We start from the raw sequence: 14,888 nt of genomic DNA, 5'->3' as shown, positions 1-14,888 counted from the left end.
TGGAGGTACTGATGCCGTCGTTCAAGGTGGACACGTCGACTGCTGTGGTGTTCGTGGCCACGGCCCCCGTTCCCAAGCTCGTGAGCAAGCAGACCGGTGAGCGGGCCGTGGACCGGGAGACCGGCGCCGGGCTGTCCACGGTGGGCCTGCTGATCTCGGACGAGGGCGAGGGCAACCTTTACCAGGTGACCGTGCCGGAGACCGGGCTCCCCGAGGGCCTGATGCCGGGCATGCCGGTCTCGGTGATCGGGCTGAAGGCGCGGGACTGGGAGAACACGTTCAACGGCCAAACCCGGCACGGCATCTCGTTCCGCGCCGTCGCCCTCACGGTCGGGGCCTGACCATGGCCGACCTGACGGCGTTATGGGAGGTCGGTCTTCCGCTGGCCGGCGCCGGTGGCGGCCTCGGCTACGCGAAGGTCCGCGCACCCCGCGTCTACTGGTCGCTGGTGGGTCTGCCGGCCGCGCAGGTGCGGTTCACGGTGACGTACCGCTCCACGATGGATGTGTGCGGGCTGACGGTGCAGCCGTCCCGCCTGCGGGCGTTCATGGCGCGCAACATCGCCCGCCGCAGTGACGTCCAGCCCGTTCCGCCGAAGGTCCGCCGGGTGCGCGGGTCCTCGACCGGGCTGCGGGTCACGCTCCGTCTTCCCGCCGGTCTTGAGCCCGCCGACGTGGTCGCAGCCTCGGAGCGGCTGCGGCACGCCTGGGGCGTCCACTCGGTCAACGTGGTGGAGATCAAGCCGGGGTTCGTCGAGCTGCGCATGACAGGCTACGACGTGCTGCGGAAGGTGCGAATGCCGCGCCGGGTGCCCGCCGGGCCGATGACGGTCCCCGTCGCGCTCCGCGAGGACGGCACCGCGTTCATACGGGACTACCTGAAGGTCCCGCACGCGCTGACGCTCGGCGCCAACCAGTCGGGCAAGTCCATGTACCAGCGCAACCTGGTGGCCGGGCTCGCCCGCCTGCCGGTGGCGCTGGTGGGGATCGACTGCAAGCGCGGTGTCGAGCAGCGGGGGTATGCACCCCGCCTGTCGGCCCTCGCGATCACGCCGGAGGAGGCGTCCGGGCTCCTGGACGCGCTCGTGATGGAGATGGAGGACCGCTTCGACCTGCTCAGCGAGCATGGCGCCGCCGACATCTGGGCGCTGTCCGAGAAGGTTCGCCCGGTGCCGATCGTCCTGCTGGTGGACGAGGTTGCCGAACTGTTCCTGATCGCCAGCAAGAAGGACGAAGAACGCCGGGACCGGATGGTCACGCAGCTGGTCCGCCTCGGTCAGATGGCCCGCGCAGCCGGCATCTTCCTGGAGATCTGCGGGCAGCGGTTCGGCTCCGACCTCGGCAAGGGCGCCACCACCCTCCGGGCCCAGCTCACCGGCCGGACGGTCCACCGCGTCAACGACAAGCAGACCGCCGACATGGGCCTGGGCGACATCGCCCCGGACGCGGTGGTCGCCGTGCTGACCCTCCGGGCCGATATGCCCGGGGTCGCGGTTGCGGGTGATTCCTCCGGCGGCTGGTCCCGAATCCGTACGCCTGAGCTGAGCGCGGCCAAGGCCGCCGCCATCTGCGCCGAGTACGCGCACCTGACCCCGACGCTTCCCGTCCTCGCACCGTACCGGCCGGCCGTCCCCGCCAAGACCACGCCGGGCGAGTCCATCCCGCTCGTGCAGCCGGTTCCGGCGGCGGACTAGCCGCTCCCTCCCCTCGGTCGGCGTGACCGCCTCACGCCAGGTCCCTAGCCGACCCATGTCCGAAACCGAAGGGCACCGCCATGAGCACCGCGAAGAAGCCTCCGGCCACGCGGCGACGGCCGACCAAGCCCGCGCCTTCCCCGCCGCCCTGCGAGACCTGCGACGGGACCGGGGAGACCGGGACGGCTGTCCGTGTCGGCCGTCGGCTCCAGCAGATCGCCGCTACCCAGACCGGGCTGTGCCCGACCTGCTTCGGCACCGGCCTCGCCTGACTCGACCCCGAACCCGCTGGTGTCGGCCGCAAGCGTTCGGCACCGGCCTGCCTGAAAGGAGGTGACTGCGTGTTCCGCACCCTCCGCCTCGACCCCGTTCTCGTCCAGGCTGTCATCGCCGGGGCCCTGTCCTTCGCCCACCTGCACGATCTTGCCGTGGCGGCCGGACAGGACGGTTGGAAGGCGTGGGCCTACCCGGTGAGCGTCGACCTGCTGTTGGTCGCCGCCTGGCGCCGAATGCGTACCGATGCCGGCAACCGCGACGCCTGGCTCTGGTTCGCCATCGCACTGATCGCGTCGCTCGGCGCCAACGTCGCCACCGCCGGACTGCTCGACATGCAGCACGTACCGCCCTGGCTGCGGATCCTCGTCGCCGGATGGCCCGCGTTGTCCTTCCTCGGCGGAACGCTCCTCGCCCACGCCCCCACCACGGCGACCGTGCCTGAGCGGACGCCGGAACCCAAGGAAGAACCCGCCTCCGAGTCCACTCCGAGCCTGACCGTGGAGCGCGAAGCGGCCCCGGCTCCAGCTCTGCCACCGGTCGAACCCGTCTTAGCAGACGTGCCGCCCGAGTCCGCCCCGGCGGCGCCTGTCGTCCCCGTTCCGCCCGCGCTGCTCGACCACGCCCGGAAGATCGCGGCCGCCCACCGAGCCCAGACCGGCACGCCGATCGACACAGCCACGCTGCGCAACCGACTCGGCGTGCCCGCCGCGCTGGCGGACTCGATCGCCCTTCAGCTCACCTGACCGGAAAGGAGAGCACCCCATGCGCCCGAACCGCTTCTACAAGGTCATCCGCATCGGCCCGGTGCGCGTCGGCAGCCACAGCGACGGCCGGGGCCGCACGCTCCACACCGCCGTGTGCACCGCCCCCGGCTGCGACTTCTCCGCCGACTACTCCAGCCGCGCCGGCGCCGAACTCGCCGCCCACACCCACCGCTGCAACCCGAGCTAACCGCGAAAGAGACCATCCCATGGACGTCCCGCTCTGGCTCGCGCTGATCGTCGTCGGCGCCCTCGGCATCAAGCTCATCCGCCCGCCCTGGTGGCTCGTCGCCGTGATCCTCCTCGGCGGCTACCTCCTCGCCGACAGTTTGTTCGCCCCGCTCATCGACCCGATCACGAAGTAGGGAGACCTCGCCATGCTCCGCCCCCGCATCCCCGTCAACCCGCTCCCGACCGGCACGATCCCGCTGCCCTCGCCGCCCGCCCCCGACATCGAGCCCCGCCGCGAGTCCGCGACGGCACGGGCCACCGTCCAGCTCACCCCCGGCAGCGCGCTGGCCCTCGCCGCCGGCGGAGGAGCCGTGGTCCTGGTCGTCGGCGCCGTCCTGGTCTCGATGCTCCTCGCGGTCGCCATCACCGGGGTCTCCGTCGCTGTGATCACGGTGGTCCTGCGCCTGCTCGTCAAGGACCTCCAGAAGGGCCGGTGACCGTCATGGACGCGCTCGTCATCGCTGCGGGCTTACCGGCCCTGGGATGGGCCCTCCACGGCGGGCTGCTCCTGCGCCGCCTGGCCACCGCCCGCCGCGACCCCCTGACCGGGCTGCACACCCGCTCCGGGTGGACCGCCCGCGCCGAACACCTGATGGCCAGGCATCCCAGCGCTCTCGTGGTCCTGGTCGACCTGGACGACTTCAAGGCCATCAACGACACCCACGGCCACGCCGCCGGCGACTCGGTCCTCACCGCCACCGCCCACCGCCTGGCCACCTGGTGCGGACGCCACGGCATCGCCGCGCGGCTCGGCGGGGACGAGTTCGCCGCCATCGTCACCGACCCCGACCACACGGCTGGCCTGTCGGCCCTGCGCGCCGCGCTGGATGAGCCGGTCACCCACAACAGCCACGTTCTGCGCGTCTCGGCCTCGGTCGGTCACTGCTCCCGTGAACACCTGCCTGTCCCGGTGCTCACCGACGCCCTCTCCGCCGCCGACATGTCGATGTACGCGGCCAAGGGCCACGGCAGGCGCAACACTCGCTGACCGTCTCTGCACCCATCCATCAACCAGGAAAGGCCACTGCCATGGGCTTCTTCAGCAAGCGCCCCGAGATCGACCACGTCGAGCAAGACCGCCAGTACCGGCAGGCCAAGCGCGAGGGATCGCAGCGCCTGAACGCGATCCGGGACCGCATCGGCGACGGCACCGCCACCCGTGAGGACATGCGGGTCTTCAACGCCGTGCTGAAGCGCGGCCGTCGCAGCAAGTAACGCCCTCCGGGGCGGCCTCGGTCGCCAAACTTCCGCCGCCCCGGACGGCTCCGCCCATTCCAGACCCACCGGATCCGAAAGGGACAACTCATGATGCACCAGCCCCCGAGCACGCGTGTCTGCTCCCACTGCGACGGCTTCCCCGTCGTCCACATCACCACCGGGGCCACCAACCCGGACGGACAGCGCCGCACCCTTCCCGCCACCTGCCCGACCTGCAAGGGCAACGGCACCCGCGCCCTCCCGACCGCCCTCGTCCGCGCCGGGAAGTGACACCTTGACCGACACCGCCACCGCGGCGGGCCTGGACCCGGCCACCCTGAGCGACCTGCTCCGGGTGGCCGGGGCTCCCGACTTCGACCGCCTCACCGAACAACTCCGCCGCACCGGAGGATGCGCCGCCCCCATCCGTCTGACTGGCGGCACCAAGCTCCTCGACCCGGCCACCCGGACCGTGCTCCACGCCTACACCACCGACGCCGAGCCCGGCGGGGTCCTTCGCGTCGCCTGCGGCAACCGCCGCGCCTCGCGCTGCCCCGCCTGCGCCTGGACCTACGCCGGGGACACCTACCACCTCATCCGGGCCGGACTCGTCGGGGCCGCCGACAAGGGCACGCCCGAGACGACCCGCGACCACCCCCGCGTCTTCGCCACCCTGACCGCGCCGTCCTTCGGGCCGGTCCACAACCGCCCAGGCACGCGCCCGTGCCGCTGCGGGGTCCGACACGCCGAGGACGCCTCAGAGCTGGGCACGCCGCTGGACCCGGACACCTATGGCTACGCGGGCGCGGTGCTCTGGAACAACCACGCCTCCGAGCTGTGGCGCTACTTCACGATCTACCTCCGTCGGGAGATCGCCCGCCGGGCCGGCCTGACCCAAAAAGCCGCCCGCGAGCAGTCCCGCGTCTCCTTCGGCAAGGTCGCCGAATACCAGAAGCGCGGGGCCGTCCACTTCCACGCTGTCGTCCGCTTCGACGGCGCCGACGGGCCCGACACGCCGCCCCCGGCCTGGGCCACCCTCGACCTGCTCACCGATGCGATCCGGGCCGCTGCCGCCCGCGTACGCGTCGTCGTGCCGGCCGCCCCGAGCACGGTTTCGACACGGACTGGGTCCTGCGGTGGGGCGATCAGCTTGACGTCCAGCCCATCGGGGCCTTCGGGGACGGGGAAGAGGTGACGGAGCAGGCGGTCGCCGCCTACGTCGCCAAGTACGCCACCAAGGCCGCCGAGACGACCGGCACCGTGGACCACCCGGTGGGCAACAAGGAAGCCCTAGTCCTCCTGGGCGTGCCCGACCACCCTCGCCGCCTCATGGAAGCCTGCATGGACCTCGACCGGGCCTACCCGGATCGGCGCCTTCGGGCCTGGGCCCACATGCTCGGCTTCCGCGGCCACTTCTCCACCAAGTCCCGCCGCTACTCCACCACCCTCGGCGCCTTACGCCAGGTCCGCGCCGACTACCGCGCAGCCCAGCAACGCACCGCCCTCGGCCTGCCCGACCCCAACGATCACCCCGAGGCCACGCTCCTGGTCGTCGCCCACTGGGCCTACGCCGGCCACGGCCACACCCCCGGCGAATCCTGGCTCGCCGCCAACATCCGCCGCGACATCCAGCACAACCGCGACCACGCCCGAGAACTACGAGCCGAACTTGACCTGGAAGGAGACCCGGCGTGAAGGATCAGCTGATGACCGTCCCCGAGGTCCTCGCCGAGCTGGGTGGGGTCTCCCGGCGGACCTTCTACCGCTGGCGGGAGCTGGGCACTGGGCCGGCCTCCTTCAAGCTCCCGAACGGTGAGCTGCGGGTCTGGCGGAGCGACTTCGTCGCCTGGCTTCGGGGTCTTGAGGGGGCCGCTGCGTGAAGTCCCTCGACGTCAAGATCTGGAGTGTCCGGAAGAGGGATACGAAGCGGCCTTCTTATGACGTGCGCTGGGTCGTCGCCGGGCAAGCCTTCTCGGAGGGCTTTCGGACGAAGGGGCTCGCCGACAATTACCGCTCGAAGCTGATGAGGGCGGCGCGCGACGGCGAGGAGTTCGACACCGAGTCCGGCCTTCCGGGATCGATGGCCGAGAAGAAGGCGACGATCACCTGGTACGCCTTCGCCCTCAAGTACCTGTCCATGAAGTGGCCACACGCCGCGCCGAACACACGGGACGGGATCAACGAATCCCTGACCTCGGTGACCATGGCGCTGTTGGACGACCGCCCTGGGCGTCCGGACAGCGTGCTCCTCCGCAGGACGCTGCGGAACTGGGCCTTCGTCCTGCCCAGCCCCGGGGAGCGGGACCTGCCGGCCGAGGTCGGGAACGTCCTGCACTGGGTGGCGAAGGCCTCGCGGCCCCTGTCCGACCTTGCGGACCCGGTGATCGGGCGTGCCGTCCTCGACTCCCTGAAGATCAAGCTCGATGGTACCGCTGCGGCCGCCGAGACCGTCCGCCGTAAGAGGCGCACGTTGATGAATGCCCTCGAATACGCGGTTGATCTCGGCGAATTTCGCGAGAACCCGCTCGCGGCGGTGCGCTGGCAGAAGCCCAAGGTCTCGAATGAGGTGGATCCCCGGGTCGTCGCCAATCCCGAGCAAGCGCGCGCCTTGCTGGCTGCCGTCTCGTACGTCGGGGGATTCCGCCGGGCTCGCGGGCGTCGGCTCGTCGGGCTCTTCGCCGGGATGTACTTCGGGGGCCTCCGGCCTGCGGAGGCGGTGGGCCTGGCGGAGTCGGACCTGGTGCTGCCGGCCGAGGGGTGGGGCTCCGCGCTGCTGCACCGGACCCGGCCGAGCGTCGGCAAGCGGTGGACCGACTCCGGGGAGAGCCACGACGACCGCGGCCTGAAGAACCGCCCCGCCGAGCAGGTCCGCCGGGTGCCGATCCCGCCCCAGCTTGTCGTGATCCTCCGGGATCACCTGGAGACCTTCGGGACCGCGGAGGACGGGCGGCTCTTCTTCAGCGAGAACGGGGGGGTGGTCTCGTCGTCCACCTACTACCGGGCCTGGCAGGAGGCACGGGCCCTTGCCCTGCCGCCCGGTGTCGTGGCCTCGCCGTTGGCGGCCCGGCCGTACGACCTCCGGCACTCGGCGCTGTCGACCTGGCTCAACGCGGGGGTGGATCCCACCGAGGTGGCCGAGCGCGCCGGCAACAGCGTGGAGGTGCTCCTGAGCCGGTACGCGAAGTGCCTCGACGGGCGCCACGAGGTGGCCAACCGCCGGATCGAGGAGCTGCTGCGCGAGTACGAGTGAGGCGCTCGTGCGGCGACCCTCAAGGCCCCTGGACTCGTCCGGGGGCCTTTGCCGTTGGGGGGTTGACCTGGGGTTCTGGGGGCTTGGCCCGTCCGCGAATAGTCCGCGGGGTCCGTCATGGGGCTGCATCCCGTGACTCACGGCTGCGCATACGACAAGACCCCGTCCTCAGCATCTCTGCTGGTGGCGGGGTCTTTTGGCACTTCGTGCGAAGTGCCCCCGGCAGGATTCGAACCTGCGCACACGGCTCCGGAGGCCGTTGCTCTATCCCCTGAGCTACGGGGGCGGGGTGTCGTCTCTCGGCGACGGACAGAACACTACCAGCTTCGGAGGGGTGATCAGGAACGGGTTTCGCAGGTCCGGGGGAGGTGGGTCGCCCGCACGGGGTGGAAGTGGGGAAAACCCGGACGCGGGGACCGGGGCGCACCTACTCTCGAGTTGTGCCAGGCGCGTCGGGCCGGGTGCTTGTTGTCGACGACAACAAGGTCATCCGGCAGCTGATCAAGGTCAATCTCGAGCTGGAGGGCTTCGAGGTCGTGACCGCGAGCGATGGTGCCGAGTGCCTGGACGTGGTGCACGAGGTGTGCCCCGACGTCGTGACCATGGACGTGGTCATGCCGCGGCTGGACGGGTTGAACGCCGCGGCGCGGTTGCGGTCGGACCCGCGGACGCGGCACCTCCCGGTGGCCATCGTGAGCGCGTGCACGCAGTACGAGGTGGAGGCCGGGGTGCTGGCGGGGGTGGACGCGTTCCTCGCCAAGCCCTTCGAGCCGGCGGACCTGGTGGCCGTCGTGCGACGGCTGATCGAGGAGCAGGGCGGCGGGCCGGACGAGGTCGCCGATGATCCGTCCGCGGGGGCGGGGAGTCGCCAGGGCTGATGTCGCCCCGGTCGTGAGAGCGGCGGTTGAGGTCCTGTACGTGATTGCGGTCGCGGGCTTGTCTCCTGGTCGTGGTGCGGGGGCCGCTCCGGTCGGTGGCTCGTTTGCGGTTCGCTCTGCCTTTTCGGGGGGCGGGTGCGGGTCCCGGTTCCCACATGCCGAAACTGGTTCGCGGAAGGGCCCCCCTCCTCCCATACGCTTGTCCCGTGACCCCCGCCGACCTCTCCCGCACCGTCGTGCGCGCCGTGCGCCACGCCGTCGAGCGGCGCGAGCTGCCCCGGGAGGCCGCCGTCGGGAGGGTGCTGGAGAGGGTGGTCGTCCAGCCGACCCGGCCCGGGGGAGTGGGGGACTACGCCACCCCGGTCGCGTTCGGCCTCGCCAAGGTCCTCGGGGGGAGTCCCGGGCCCCGGGACGTCGCGGAGGTGCTGGCCCGGCGGCTGGGGCGGGAGCCGGGCATCAGGAGCGTGGCCGTCACCGGGGGCGGGTTCCTCAACTTCTTCCTGGCCCCCGATGCCGGGCTCGTCGACGCCGTCCGCGGCGCGGGCCCCCGCTACGGGTACGGCGACGCCCTCGCCGGGCGTCGGGTGCCGGTACCGGAGGGGCCCGAGCCGCGGGCCCGGATGTACGGGGAGGCCGTCGCCGCGCTCGTACGGGCGCAGGGCGGCGAGCCGGAGGCCGGGGGGCCGGCGCCGGCGCCGCTGCGGCGCGGCGACCGCGACGCGGCGGAGCGGTTCGGGGGCGGGGCCGTGCGCTGGGCCGTCCTCGACACCCCCTCGGGGGAGACCCCCGACTTCCACCCCGTGCTGCTCCGCCAGCACGAGGACAACCCCTTCTTCCGCGTGCGGTACGCCCACGCCAGGGCTCGCGCCCTGCTGCGGAACGCCGCCGACCTGGGCTTCGGGCCCGCCGGCATCGCCCCGCCTGCCGCCACCGCCCCGCCTGCCGCCCCCGCCCCGGCTGCCGCCGGGGGTGTCGGCACGGCTGCCGGCACCGCCCCGCCTGCCGCCGCCGGCACGGCCGCCCCCACCCCCCTGGACCCCGCGCTCACCCGCGCGCTCGCCGAGTACCCGCTCGTGTTGGAGGCGGCCGCGCACCACCGCGCCCCCGACCGGCTGACCAGGCATCTCGCCACCCTCGCCGATGCCCTGCTCGACGCCCAGCACGACGTACTGCCCCGCGGAGACGAGAAACCCTCGGTCGCCCACCGTTCCCGGCTCGCCCTCGCCGAAGCCGCCGGGACGGTGCTCGCGGGCGGCCTGTCCCTGCTCGGCCTCGATGCCCCAGAGTTTCTGTAGAGGAAGTACGAGATCATGAGCCGTTCCGCGCACCCCGCAGGCCCCCGCCACGGAGACGTCCTGCCGGAGAGCCACTACACCGCCCCGCCCGCCGACCTCAACGCCCTTGACGAGAAGGTCTGGTCGCGCACGGTACGCCGGGGCGACGACGGCGTCGTCACCGTCGCCGGACTCGAAGTGACCAAGCTGGCCGAGGAGTTCGGGACCCCCGCCTACTTCCTCGACGAGACCGACTTCCGCGAGCGCTGCCGCGCCTGGGCGCACGCCTTCGGGTCGGACGCCGACGTGTTCTACGCCGGAAAGGCCTTCCTCTCCAAGGCCGTTGTGCGCTGGCTGAAGGAGGAGGGGCTCAACCTCGACGTCTGCTCGGCGGGCGAGCTGAGCACCGCGCTGGCAGCCGAGATGCCGGCCGACCGGATCGCGTACCACGGCAACAACAAGTCCGTCCCCGAGATCCGCCGCGCCATCGAGGCGGGGGTCGGCCGGATCGTGCTCGACTCCTTCCAGGAGATCGCCCGGGTCGCGCACGTGGCCCGTGAGCTCGGCGTCCGCCAGCGCGTCCAGATCCGCGTCACCGTCGGCGTCGAGGCCCACACCCACGAGTTCATCGCCACCGCCCACGAGGACCAGAAGTTCGGCATCGCGGTCGCCGACGGGCAGGCCGCCGAGGCCGTCCGCCGCGCCCTGGGCCACGACAGCCTCGAGCTGATCGGCGTCCACTCGCACATCGGCTCGCAGATCTTCGACACCGCCGGCTTCGAGGTCTCCGCCCGCCGCGTCGTCCAGCTGCTCGCCGCGGTCCGCGACGAGCACGGCGTCGAGCTGCCCGAGATCGACCTCGGCGGCGGCCTCGGCATCGCGTACACGCCCGAGGACGACCCGCGCGAGCCGCACGAGATCGCCAAGTCGCTCCGCGAGATCGTCACCCGTGAGTGTGAGTCCGCCGGACTGGCCGTGCCGCGCATCTCCGTCGAGCCGGGCCGCGCCATCGTCGGCCCCACGGCCTTCACCCTCTACGAGGTCGGCACGATCAAGCCGCTGGAGGGCCTGCGGACGTACGTGAGCGTCGACGGCGGCATGTCGGACAACATCCGCACCGCCCTCTACGACGCCGAGTACAGCGTCGCCCTGGTCTCCCGCGCCTCCGACGCCGATCCCATGCTCTCGCGCGTGGTCGGCAAGCACTGCGAGAGCGGCGACATCGTCGTGCGCGACGCGTTCCTGCCGGCCGACCTGGCGCCGGGCGACCTGGTGGCCGTACCGGCGACCGGGGCGTACTGCCGCTCGATGGCGAGCAACTACAACCACGCGCTGCGACCGCCCGTGGTCGCGGTCCGCGACGGGGCCGCGCGCGTGATCGTCCGGCGCGAGACGGAGGAGGATCTCCTGCGACTCGACCTCGGATGAGGTTGGATTTTCCGGGGAAGTCCCCCGGGAGGCCGAGATGGACGTCTCGGACTCTGGACAAGGGATGGAAACTCCTGTCCAGTGCGTGAGACTGGTTCGGACCGTGCTTGCACCGGCAAGCCGGATTGTTGACGAAAGGCGTAGGTCGTGATGATGCGTACGCGTCCGCTGAAGGTGGCGCTGCTGGGCTGTGGTGTGGTCGGCTCAGAGGTGGCGCGCATCATGACGACGCACGCCGACGACCTCGCCGCGCGCATCGGCGCCCCGGTCGAGCTCGCCGGCGTGGCGGTCCGCCGCCCCTCGAAGGTCCGCGAGGGCATCGACCCGTCGCTGATCACCACCGACGCGACCGCGCTGGTCAAACGCGGGGACATCGACGTCATCGTCGAGGTCATCGGCGGCATCGAGCCGGCCCGCACCCTGATCACCACCGCGTTCGAGCACGGCGCCTCGGTGGTCTCCGCCAACAAGGCCCTGCTCGCCCAGGACGGCGAGACCCTGCACGCCGCCGCCGAGCAGCACGGCCGGGACCTCTACTACGAGGCCGCCGTGGCCGGCGCCATCCCGCTGATCCGCCCGCTGCGCGAGTCCCTCGCCGGCGACAAGATCAACCGGGTGATGGGCATCGTCAACGGCACGACGAACTTCATCCTCGACAAGATGGACTCCACCGGCGCCGGCTACTCCGAGGCGCTCGACGAGGCCACCGCCCTCGGGTACGCCGAGGCCGACCCGACCGCCGACGTCGAGGGCTACGACGCGGCCGCCAAGGCCGCGATCCTGGCCGGCATCGCCTTCCACACCCGGGTCCGCCTCGACGACGTCTACCGCGAGGGCATGACCGAGGTCACCGCCTCCGACTTCGCCTCGGCCAAGCGGATGGGCTGCACCATCAAGCTGCTCGCCATCTGCGAGCGGGCCGCCGACGGCGAGTCCGTCACGGCCCGCGTCCACCCGGCGATGATCCCGCTCAGCCACCCGCTGGCCTCCGTCCGCGAGGCCTACAACGCGGTGTTCGTCGAGGCCGAGGCGGCCGGCCGGCTGATGTTCTACGGACCCGGCGCGGGCGGTTCGCCGACCGCCTCCGCCGTCCTGGGCGACCTGGTCGCCGTCTGCCGCAACAAGCTCGCCGAGGCAACGGGGCCGGGCGAGTCGGCGTACACCCAGCTGCCGGTCAGCCCGATGGGCGAGGTCGTCACCCGCTACCACATCAGCCTCGATGTGGCGGACAAGCCGGGTGTCCTCGCCCAGGTGGCCACGGTCTTCGCCGAGCACGGCGTGTCCATCGACACCGTCCGCCAGCAAGGTCATCCAGAAAAGGCCGGCGACGGGGCCTCCCTCGTCGTCGTCACCCACCGCGCGCCCGACGCCGCCCTCTCCGGCACCGTCGAGGCGCTGCGCAAGCTCGACACCGTGCGCGGTGTCGCCAGCATCATGCGTGTTGAAGGGGAGTAAAGGACCCATGAGCAGCAATCGCACCCACCAGTGGCGGGGCATCATCGAGGAGTACCGGGACCGGCTTCCGGTCACGGCCACGACTCCCGTGGTGACGCTCCGCGAGGGTGGCACCCCGCTCGTACCGGCCCAGGTCCTCTCCGAGCGCACGGGCTGCGAGGTGCACCTCAAGGTCGAGGGCGCGAACCCCACCGGGTCCTTCAAGGACCGCGGCATGACCATGGCCATCACCCGGGCCAAGGAGGAGGGCGCCAAGGCGGTCATCTGCGCCTCCACCGGCAACACCTCCGCCTCGGCCGCCGCCTACGCGGTGCGCGCGGGCATGGTCTCGGCCGTGCTCGTGCCGCAGGGCAAGATCGCGCTGGGCAAGATGGGCCAGGCGCTGGTGCACGGCGCCAAGATCCTCCAGGTGGACGGCAACTTCGACGACTGCCTCACGCTCGCGCGCAGGCTGTCCGACAACTACCCGGTCGCGCTGGTCAATTCCGTGAACCCGGTGCGCATCGAGGGCCAGAAGACCGCCGCCTTCGAGATCGTCGACGCGCTCGGCGACGCCCCCGACATCCACGTCCTGCCGGTGGGCAACGCGGGCAACATCACCGCGTACTGGCGGGGCTTCAAGGAGTACGCGGCCGACGGCCTGGCCACGCACACCCCCCGGATCTGGGGCTTCCAGGCCTCCGGTTCGGCGCCCATCGTGCGCGGCGAGCCGGTCAAGGAGCCGCACACCATCGCCACCGCGATCCGCATCGGCAACCCGGCCTCCTGGGACTACGCCCTCGCGGCCCGCGACGAGTCCGGCGGCTTCATCGACGAGGTGACCGACCGTCAGATCCTGGCAGCCTACCGGCTGTTGGCCTCGCAGGAGGGCGTGTTCGTGGAGCCCGCCTCCGCCGCGTCCGTGGCCGGCCTGCTCAAGGCCGCCGAGCAGGGCAAGGTCGATCCGGGCCAGAAGATCGTGTGCACCGTCACCGGCAACGGCCTGAAGGACCCCGACTGGGCGATCGCCGGCGCTCCGCAGCCCGTCACCGTTCCGGTGGACGCCGAGGCGGCCGCGGTCCGGCTCGGCCTGGTCTGACGTACGTCCCTCCGACCGCCACGGCGCCCGCAGCGGGCCCCGTGGCGGTCGGGATCCGGTCGAAGGCCGGTCGCCGACCGCTCCCGTACGACCGCCCCGCGACCAGGGCGGAGAACCGCGCAACGCCCCGCAGGCCGAGACAGGGGCGGAGCGGGGTCCGCGACACGCATCGTGCGCCTCCTGTGCGCCCTATGTCGCGACAGAACCTTCCTTCGATAGGCTGTACTTACATCCGCCCACTCGCATATGCCTGCGGTGTTGCCCCCGAGGCCTTCGGATGTCGTACGTCTTCAAGTACATTCACCGCGAACATCTCGCACAGTCACAAGGAGTGTCATCGAGCGATGGCCGGTCCAGCGTTCCGCGCCGCCGCCGTACGGGTGCGCGTCCCCGCCTCCAGCGCCAACCTCGGCCCGGGCTTCGACGCCCTGGGCCTGGCCCTGGGGCTCTACGACGACGTGGTCGTCCGGGTGGCCGACTCCGGGCTGAACATCGACATCGCGGGCGAGGGCGCCGACAGCCTGCCCCGTGACGAGAGCCACCTGCTCGTACGCTCCATGCGCACGGCCTTCGACCTGCTGGGCGGCCAGCCCCGGGGCCTGGAGGTCGTGTGCGCCAACCGCATCCCGCACGGCCGCGGCCTCGGCTCCTCCTCGGCCGCCATCTGCGCCGGCATCGTCGCCGCGCGGGCCGTGACCATAGGCGGCGACGCGAAGCTCGACGACGCCGCGCTGCTGGAGCTGGCCACCGAGATCGAGGGCCACCCCGACAACGTCGCGGCCTGCCTCCTCGGCGGGTTCACCCTCGCCTGGATGGAGGGCGGCTCCGCCCGCGCCATCAGGATGGACACGGCAGATTCCGTCGTTCCGGTGGTCTTCGTACCCTCGAAGCCCGTGCTGACGGAGACCGCCCGCGGCCTGCTGCCGCGCACCGTCCCGCACGTCGACGCCGCCGTCAACGCCGGCCGCGCCGCGCTGCTCGTCGAGGCCCTGACCAGGCGCCCCGAGCTGCTGCTGCCGGCCACCGAGGACCGGCTGCACCAGGAGTACCGCCAGCCCGCGATGCCCGACAGCGTGGCGCTGGTCAACCGGCTGCGCGCGGACGGAGTCCCCGCGGTCATCTCCGGCGCGGGCCCCACGGTCCTCGCGCTGGCCGAGAACGGCACGGCCGACAAGGTCGCACTGCTCGCGGGCGAGGGATGGGCCGCCAACCGGCTGGCCCTCGACGCCGCAGGTGCGAGCGTGTTGCCACTCGCGGGCTAGGACCTGCTGGTGCCGCCTTGTCGGAAGGGCGCGATTGCCGGTGAGTGAGAGGGGGAATGTCTGTTGGATCCGGTAGTGTTAATCTCAAGTACGCATCCGAAGCCG

General features: G+C 71.9%; 17 protein-coding genes, 1 tRNA gene and 1 pseudogene. 18 read left to right on the top strand and 1 reads right to left on the bottom strand.

All coding sequences use genetic code 11. The features are described 5' to 3' along the window. The first annotated feature begins 11 nt into the window (after positions 1-11). The 12 genes and pseudogenes from IF43_RS0119385 to IF43_RS0119330 all read left to right on the top strand — a co-directional run bounded on the left by IF43_RS0119385 (position 12) and on the right by IF43_RS0119330 (position 7,408). Positions 12-341 (top strand): hypothetical protein, encoded by a 330-nt coding sequence (locus tag IF43_RS0119385; protein WP_030201960.1) that lies wholly within the window; start codon positions 12-14, stop codon positions 339-341. A 2-nt stretch (positions 342-343) separates the two neighbouring features. Next, positions 344-1,693 carry an FtsK/SpoIIIE domain-containing protein gene (locus IF43_RS0119380; RefSeq protein ID WP_030201959.1) on the top strand — a complete coding sequence of 450 codons (1,350 nt, stop codon included), beginning with the start codon at positions 344-346 and terminating at the stop codon, positions 1,691-1,693. A 341-nt stretch (positions 1,694-2,034) separates the two neighbouring features. After that, positions 2,035-2,712 (top strand): DUF2637 domain-containing protein, encoded by a 678-nt coding sequence (locus tag IF43_RS0119375; protein WP_030201958.1) that lies wholly within the window; start codon positions 2,035-2,037, stop codon positions 2,710-2,712. Between the two features lie 19 nt (positions 2,713-2,731). After that, positions 2,732-2,920: a mobile element transfer protein gene (locus IF43_RS0119370; RefSeq protein WP_030201957.1), complete on the top strand. Its 189-nt coding sequence runs from the start codon at positions 2,732-2,734 to the stop codon at positions 2,918-2,920. Positions 2,921-2,939: 19 nt separating this feature from the next. Beyond that, complete coding sequence (locus IF43_RS40850) at positions 2,940-3,095, top strand: hypothetical protein (RefSeq protein WP_107048530.1); 156 nt, start codon at positions 2,940-2,942, stop codon at positions 3,093-3,095. A gap of 12 nt (positions 3,096-3,107) precedes the next feature. After that, the gene (locus tag IF43_RS0119360; protein WP_030201956.1) at positions 3,108-3,398 is read left to right on the top strand and encodes a hypothetical protein; all 291 of its coding nucleotides are present in this window, start codon (positions 3,108-3,110) and stop codon (positions 3,396-3,398) included. A 5-nt stretch (positions 3,399-3,403) separates the two neighbouring features. Next, positions 3,404-3,949 (top strand): GGDEF domain-containing protein, encoded by a 546-nt coding sequence (locus IF43_RS0119355; RefSeq protein ID WP_030201955.1) that lies wholly within the window; start codon positions 3,404-3,406, stop codon positions 3,947-3,949. A gap of 41 nt (positions 3,950-3,990) precedes the next feature. Next, positions 3,991-4,176, top strand: a complete 186-nt coding sequence (locus IF43_RS0119350) for a hypothetical protein (RefSeq protein ID WP_030201954.1) — start codon at positions 3,991-3,993, stop codon at positions 4,174-4,176. Between the two features lie 90 nt (positions 4,177-4,266). Beyond that, entirely contained in the window at positions 4,267-4,449 is a 183-nt protein-coding gene (locus IF43_RS0119345) for a hypothetical protein (RefSeq protein ID WP_030201952.1), read from the top strand. A gap of 4 nt (positions 4,450-4,453) precedes the next feature. Continuing rightward, positions 4,454-5,853, top strand: a pseudogene (gene repSA / locus IF43_RS36600) (replication initiator protein RepSA). Between the two features lie 11 nt (positions 5,854-5,864). Then, complete coding sequence (locus tag IF43_RS0119335) at positions 5,865-6,038, top strand: AlpA family transcriptional regulator (RefSeq protein ID WP_030201950.1); 174 nt, start codon at positions 5,865-5,867, stop codon at positions 6,036-6,038. Then, positions 6,035-7,408 carry a tyrosine-type recombinase/integrase gene (locus tag IF43_RS0119330; RefSeq protein WP_030201949.1) on the top strand — a complete coding sequence of 458 codons (1,374 nt, stop codon included), beginning with the start codon at positions 6,035-6,037 and terminating at the stop codon, positions 7,406-7,408. Before IF43_RS0119335 ends, IF43_RS0119330 begins: the two co-directional genes overlap by 4 nt. 214 nt (positions 7,409-7,622) lie before the next feature. Here IF43_RS0119330 and IF43_RS0119325 read toward each other — a convergent pair. Next, positions 7,623-7,694, bottom strand: a tRNA-Arg gene (locus IF43_RS0119325). A gap of 100 nt (positions 7,695-7,794) precedes the next feature. On the opposite strand from IF43_RS0119325, the gene IF43_RS0119320 reads away from it, so the two are divergent. The 6 genes from IF43_RS0119320 to thrB all read left to right on the top strand — a co-directional run bounded on the left by IF43_RS0119320 (position 7,795) and on the right by thrB (position 14,783). Next, entirely contained in the window at positions 7,795-8,286 is a 492-nt protein-coding gene (locus IF43_RS0119320) for a response regulator (protein WP_078910289.1), read from the top strand. A gap of 206 nt (positions 8,287-8,492) precedes the next feature. Further along, positions 8,493-9,581 (top strand): ArgS-related anticodon-binding protein NrtL, encoded by a 1,089-nt coding sequence (gene nrtL, locus IF43_RS0119315; RefSeq protein ID WP_030201946.1) that lies wholly within the window; start codon positions 8,493-8,495, stop codon positions 9,579-9,581. Between the two features lie 15 nt (positions 9,582-9,596). Then, positions 9,597-10,988, top strand: a complete 1,392-nt coding sequence (gene lysA, locus IF43_RS0119310; RefSeq protein ID WP_030201943.1) for a diaminopimelate decarboxylase — start codon at positions 9,597-9,599, stop codon at positions 10,986-10,988. 150 nt (positions 10,989-11,138) lie between these two features. Continuing rightward, positions 11,139-12,443 (top strand): homoserine dehydrogenase, encoded by a 1,305-nt coding sequence (locus IF43_RS0119305; protein WP_030201942.1) that lies wholly within the window; start codon positions 11,139-11,141, stop codon positions 12,441-12,443. 7 nt (positions 12,444-12,450) lie between these two features. Continuing rightward, positions 12,451-13,521 (top strand): threonine synthase, encoded by a 1,071-nt coding sequence (gene thrC, locus IF43_RS0119300; protein ID WP_030201940.1) that lies wholly within the window; start codon positions 12,451-12,453, stop codon positions 13,519-13,521. A 344-nt stretch (positions 13,522-13,865) separates the two neighbouring features. Further along, positions 13,866-14,783 carry a homoserine kinase gene (gene thrB, locus IF43_RS0119295; RefSeq protein WP_030201938.1) on the top strand — a complete coding sequence of 306 codons (918 nt, stop codon included), beginning with the start codon at positions 13,866-13,868 and terminating at the stop codon, positions 14,781-14,783. The last annotated feature ends 105 nt before the right edge of the window (positions 14,784-14,888 follow it).

This window comes from Streptomyces sp. NRRL S-87 (assembly GCF_000719335.1).
Taxonomy (GTDB): Bacteria; Actinomycetota; Actinomycetes; order Streptomycetales; family Streptomycetaceae; genus Streptomyces.
Note: the sequence above shows the minus strand (reverse complement) of the source record. Positions and strands in the feature narration are given on the sequence as shown.

Bases quoted from the DNA above. Each gene is read 5' to 3' on its own strand.
- IF43_RS0119385 (WP_030201960.1), top strand. From the start codon at position 12: ATGCCGTCGTTCAAGGTGGACACGTCGACTGCTGTGGTGTTCGTGGCC.
- IF43_RS0119380 (WP_030201959.1), top strand. From the start codon at position 344: ATGGCCGACCTGACGGCGTTATGGGAGGTCGGTCTTCCGCTGGCCGGC.
- IF43_RS0119370 (WP_030201957.1), top strand. From the start codon at position 2,732: ATGCGCCCGAACCGCTTCTACAAGGTCATCCGCATCGGCCCGGTGCGC.
- IF43_RS40850 (WP_107048530.1), top strand. From the start codon at position 2,940: ATGGACGTCCCGCTCTGGCTCGCGCTGATCGTCGTCGGCGCCCTCGGC.
- IF43_RS0119360 (WP_030201956.1), top strand. From the start codon at position 3,108: ATGCTCCGCCCCCGCATCCCCGTCAACCCGCTCCCGACCGGCACGATC.
- IF43_RS0119355 (WP_030201955.1), top strand. From the start codon at position 3,404: ATGGACGCGCTCGTCATCGCTGCGGGCTTACCGGCCCTGGGATGGGCC.
- IF43_RS0119350 (WP_030201954.1), top strand. From the start codon at position 3,991: ATGGGCTTCTTCAGCAAGCGCCCCGAGATCGACCACGTCGAGCAAGAC.
- IF43_RS0119345 (WP_030201952.1), top strand. From the start codon at position 4,267: ATGATGCACCAGCCCCCGAGCACGCGTGTCTGCTCCCACTGCGACGGC.
- IF43_RS0119335 (WP_030201950.1), top strand. From the start codon at position 5,865: ATGACCGTCCCCGAGGTCCTCGCCGAGCTGGGTGGGGTCTCCCGGCGG.
- lysA (WP_030201943.1), top strand. From the start codon at position 9,597: ATGAGCCGTTCCGCGCACCCCGCAGGCCCCCGCCACGGAGACGTCCTG.
- IF43_RS0119305 (WP_030201942.1), top strand. From the start codon at position 11,139: ATGATGCGTACGCGTCCGCTGAAGGTGGCGCTGCTGGGCTGTGGTGTG.
- thrC (WP_030201940.1), top strand. From the start codon at position 12,451: ATGAGCAGCAATCGCACCCACCAGTGGCGGGGCATCATCGAGGAGTAC.
- thrB (WP_030201938.1), top strand. From the start codon at position 13,866: ATGGCCGGTCCAGCGTTCCGCGCCGCCGCCGTACGGGTGCGCGTCCCC.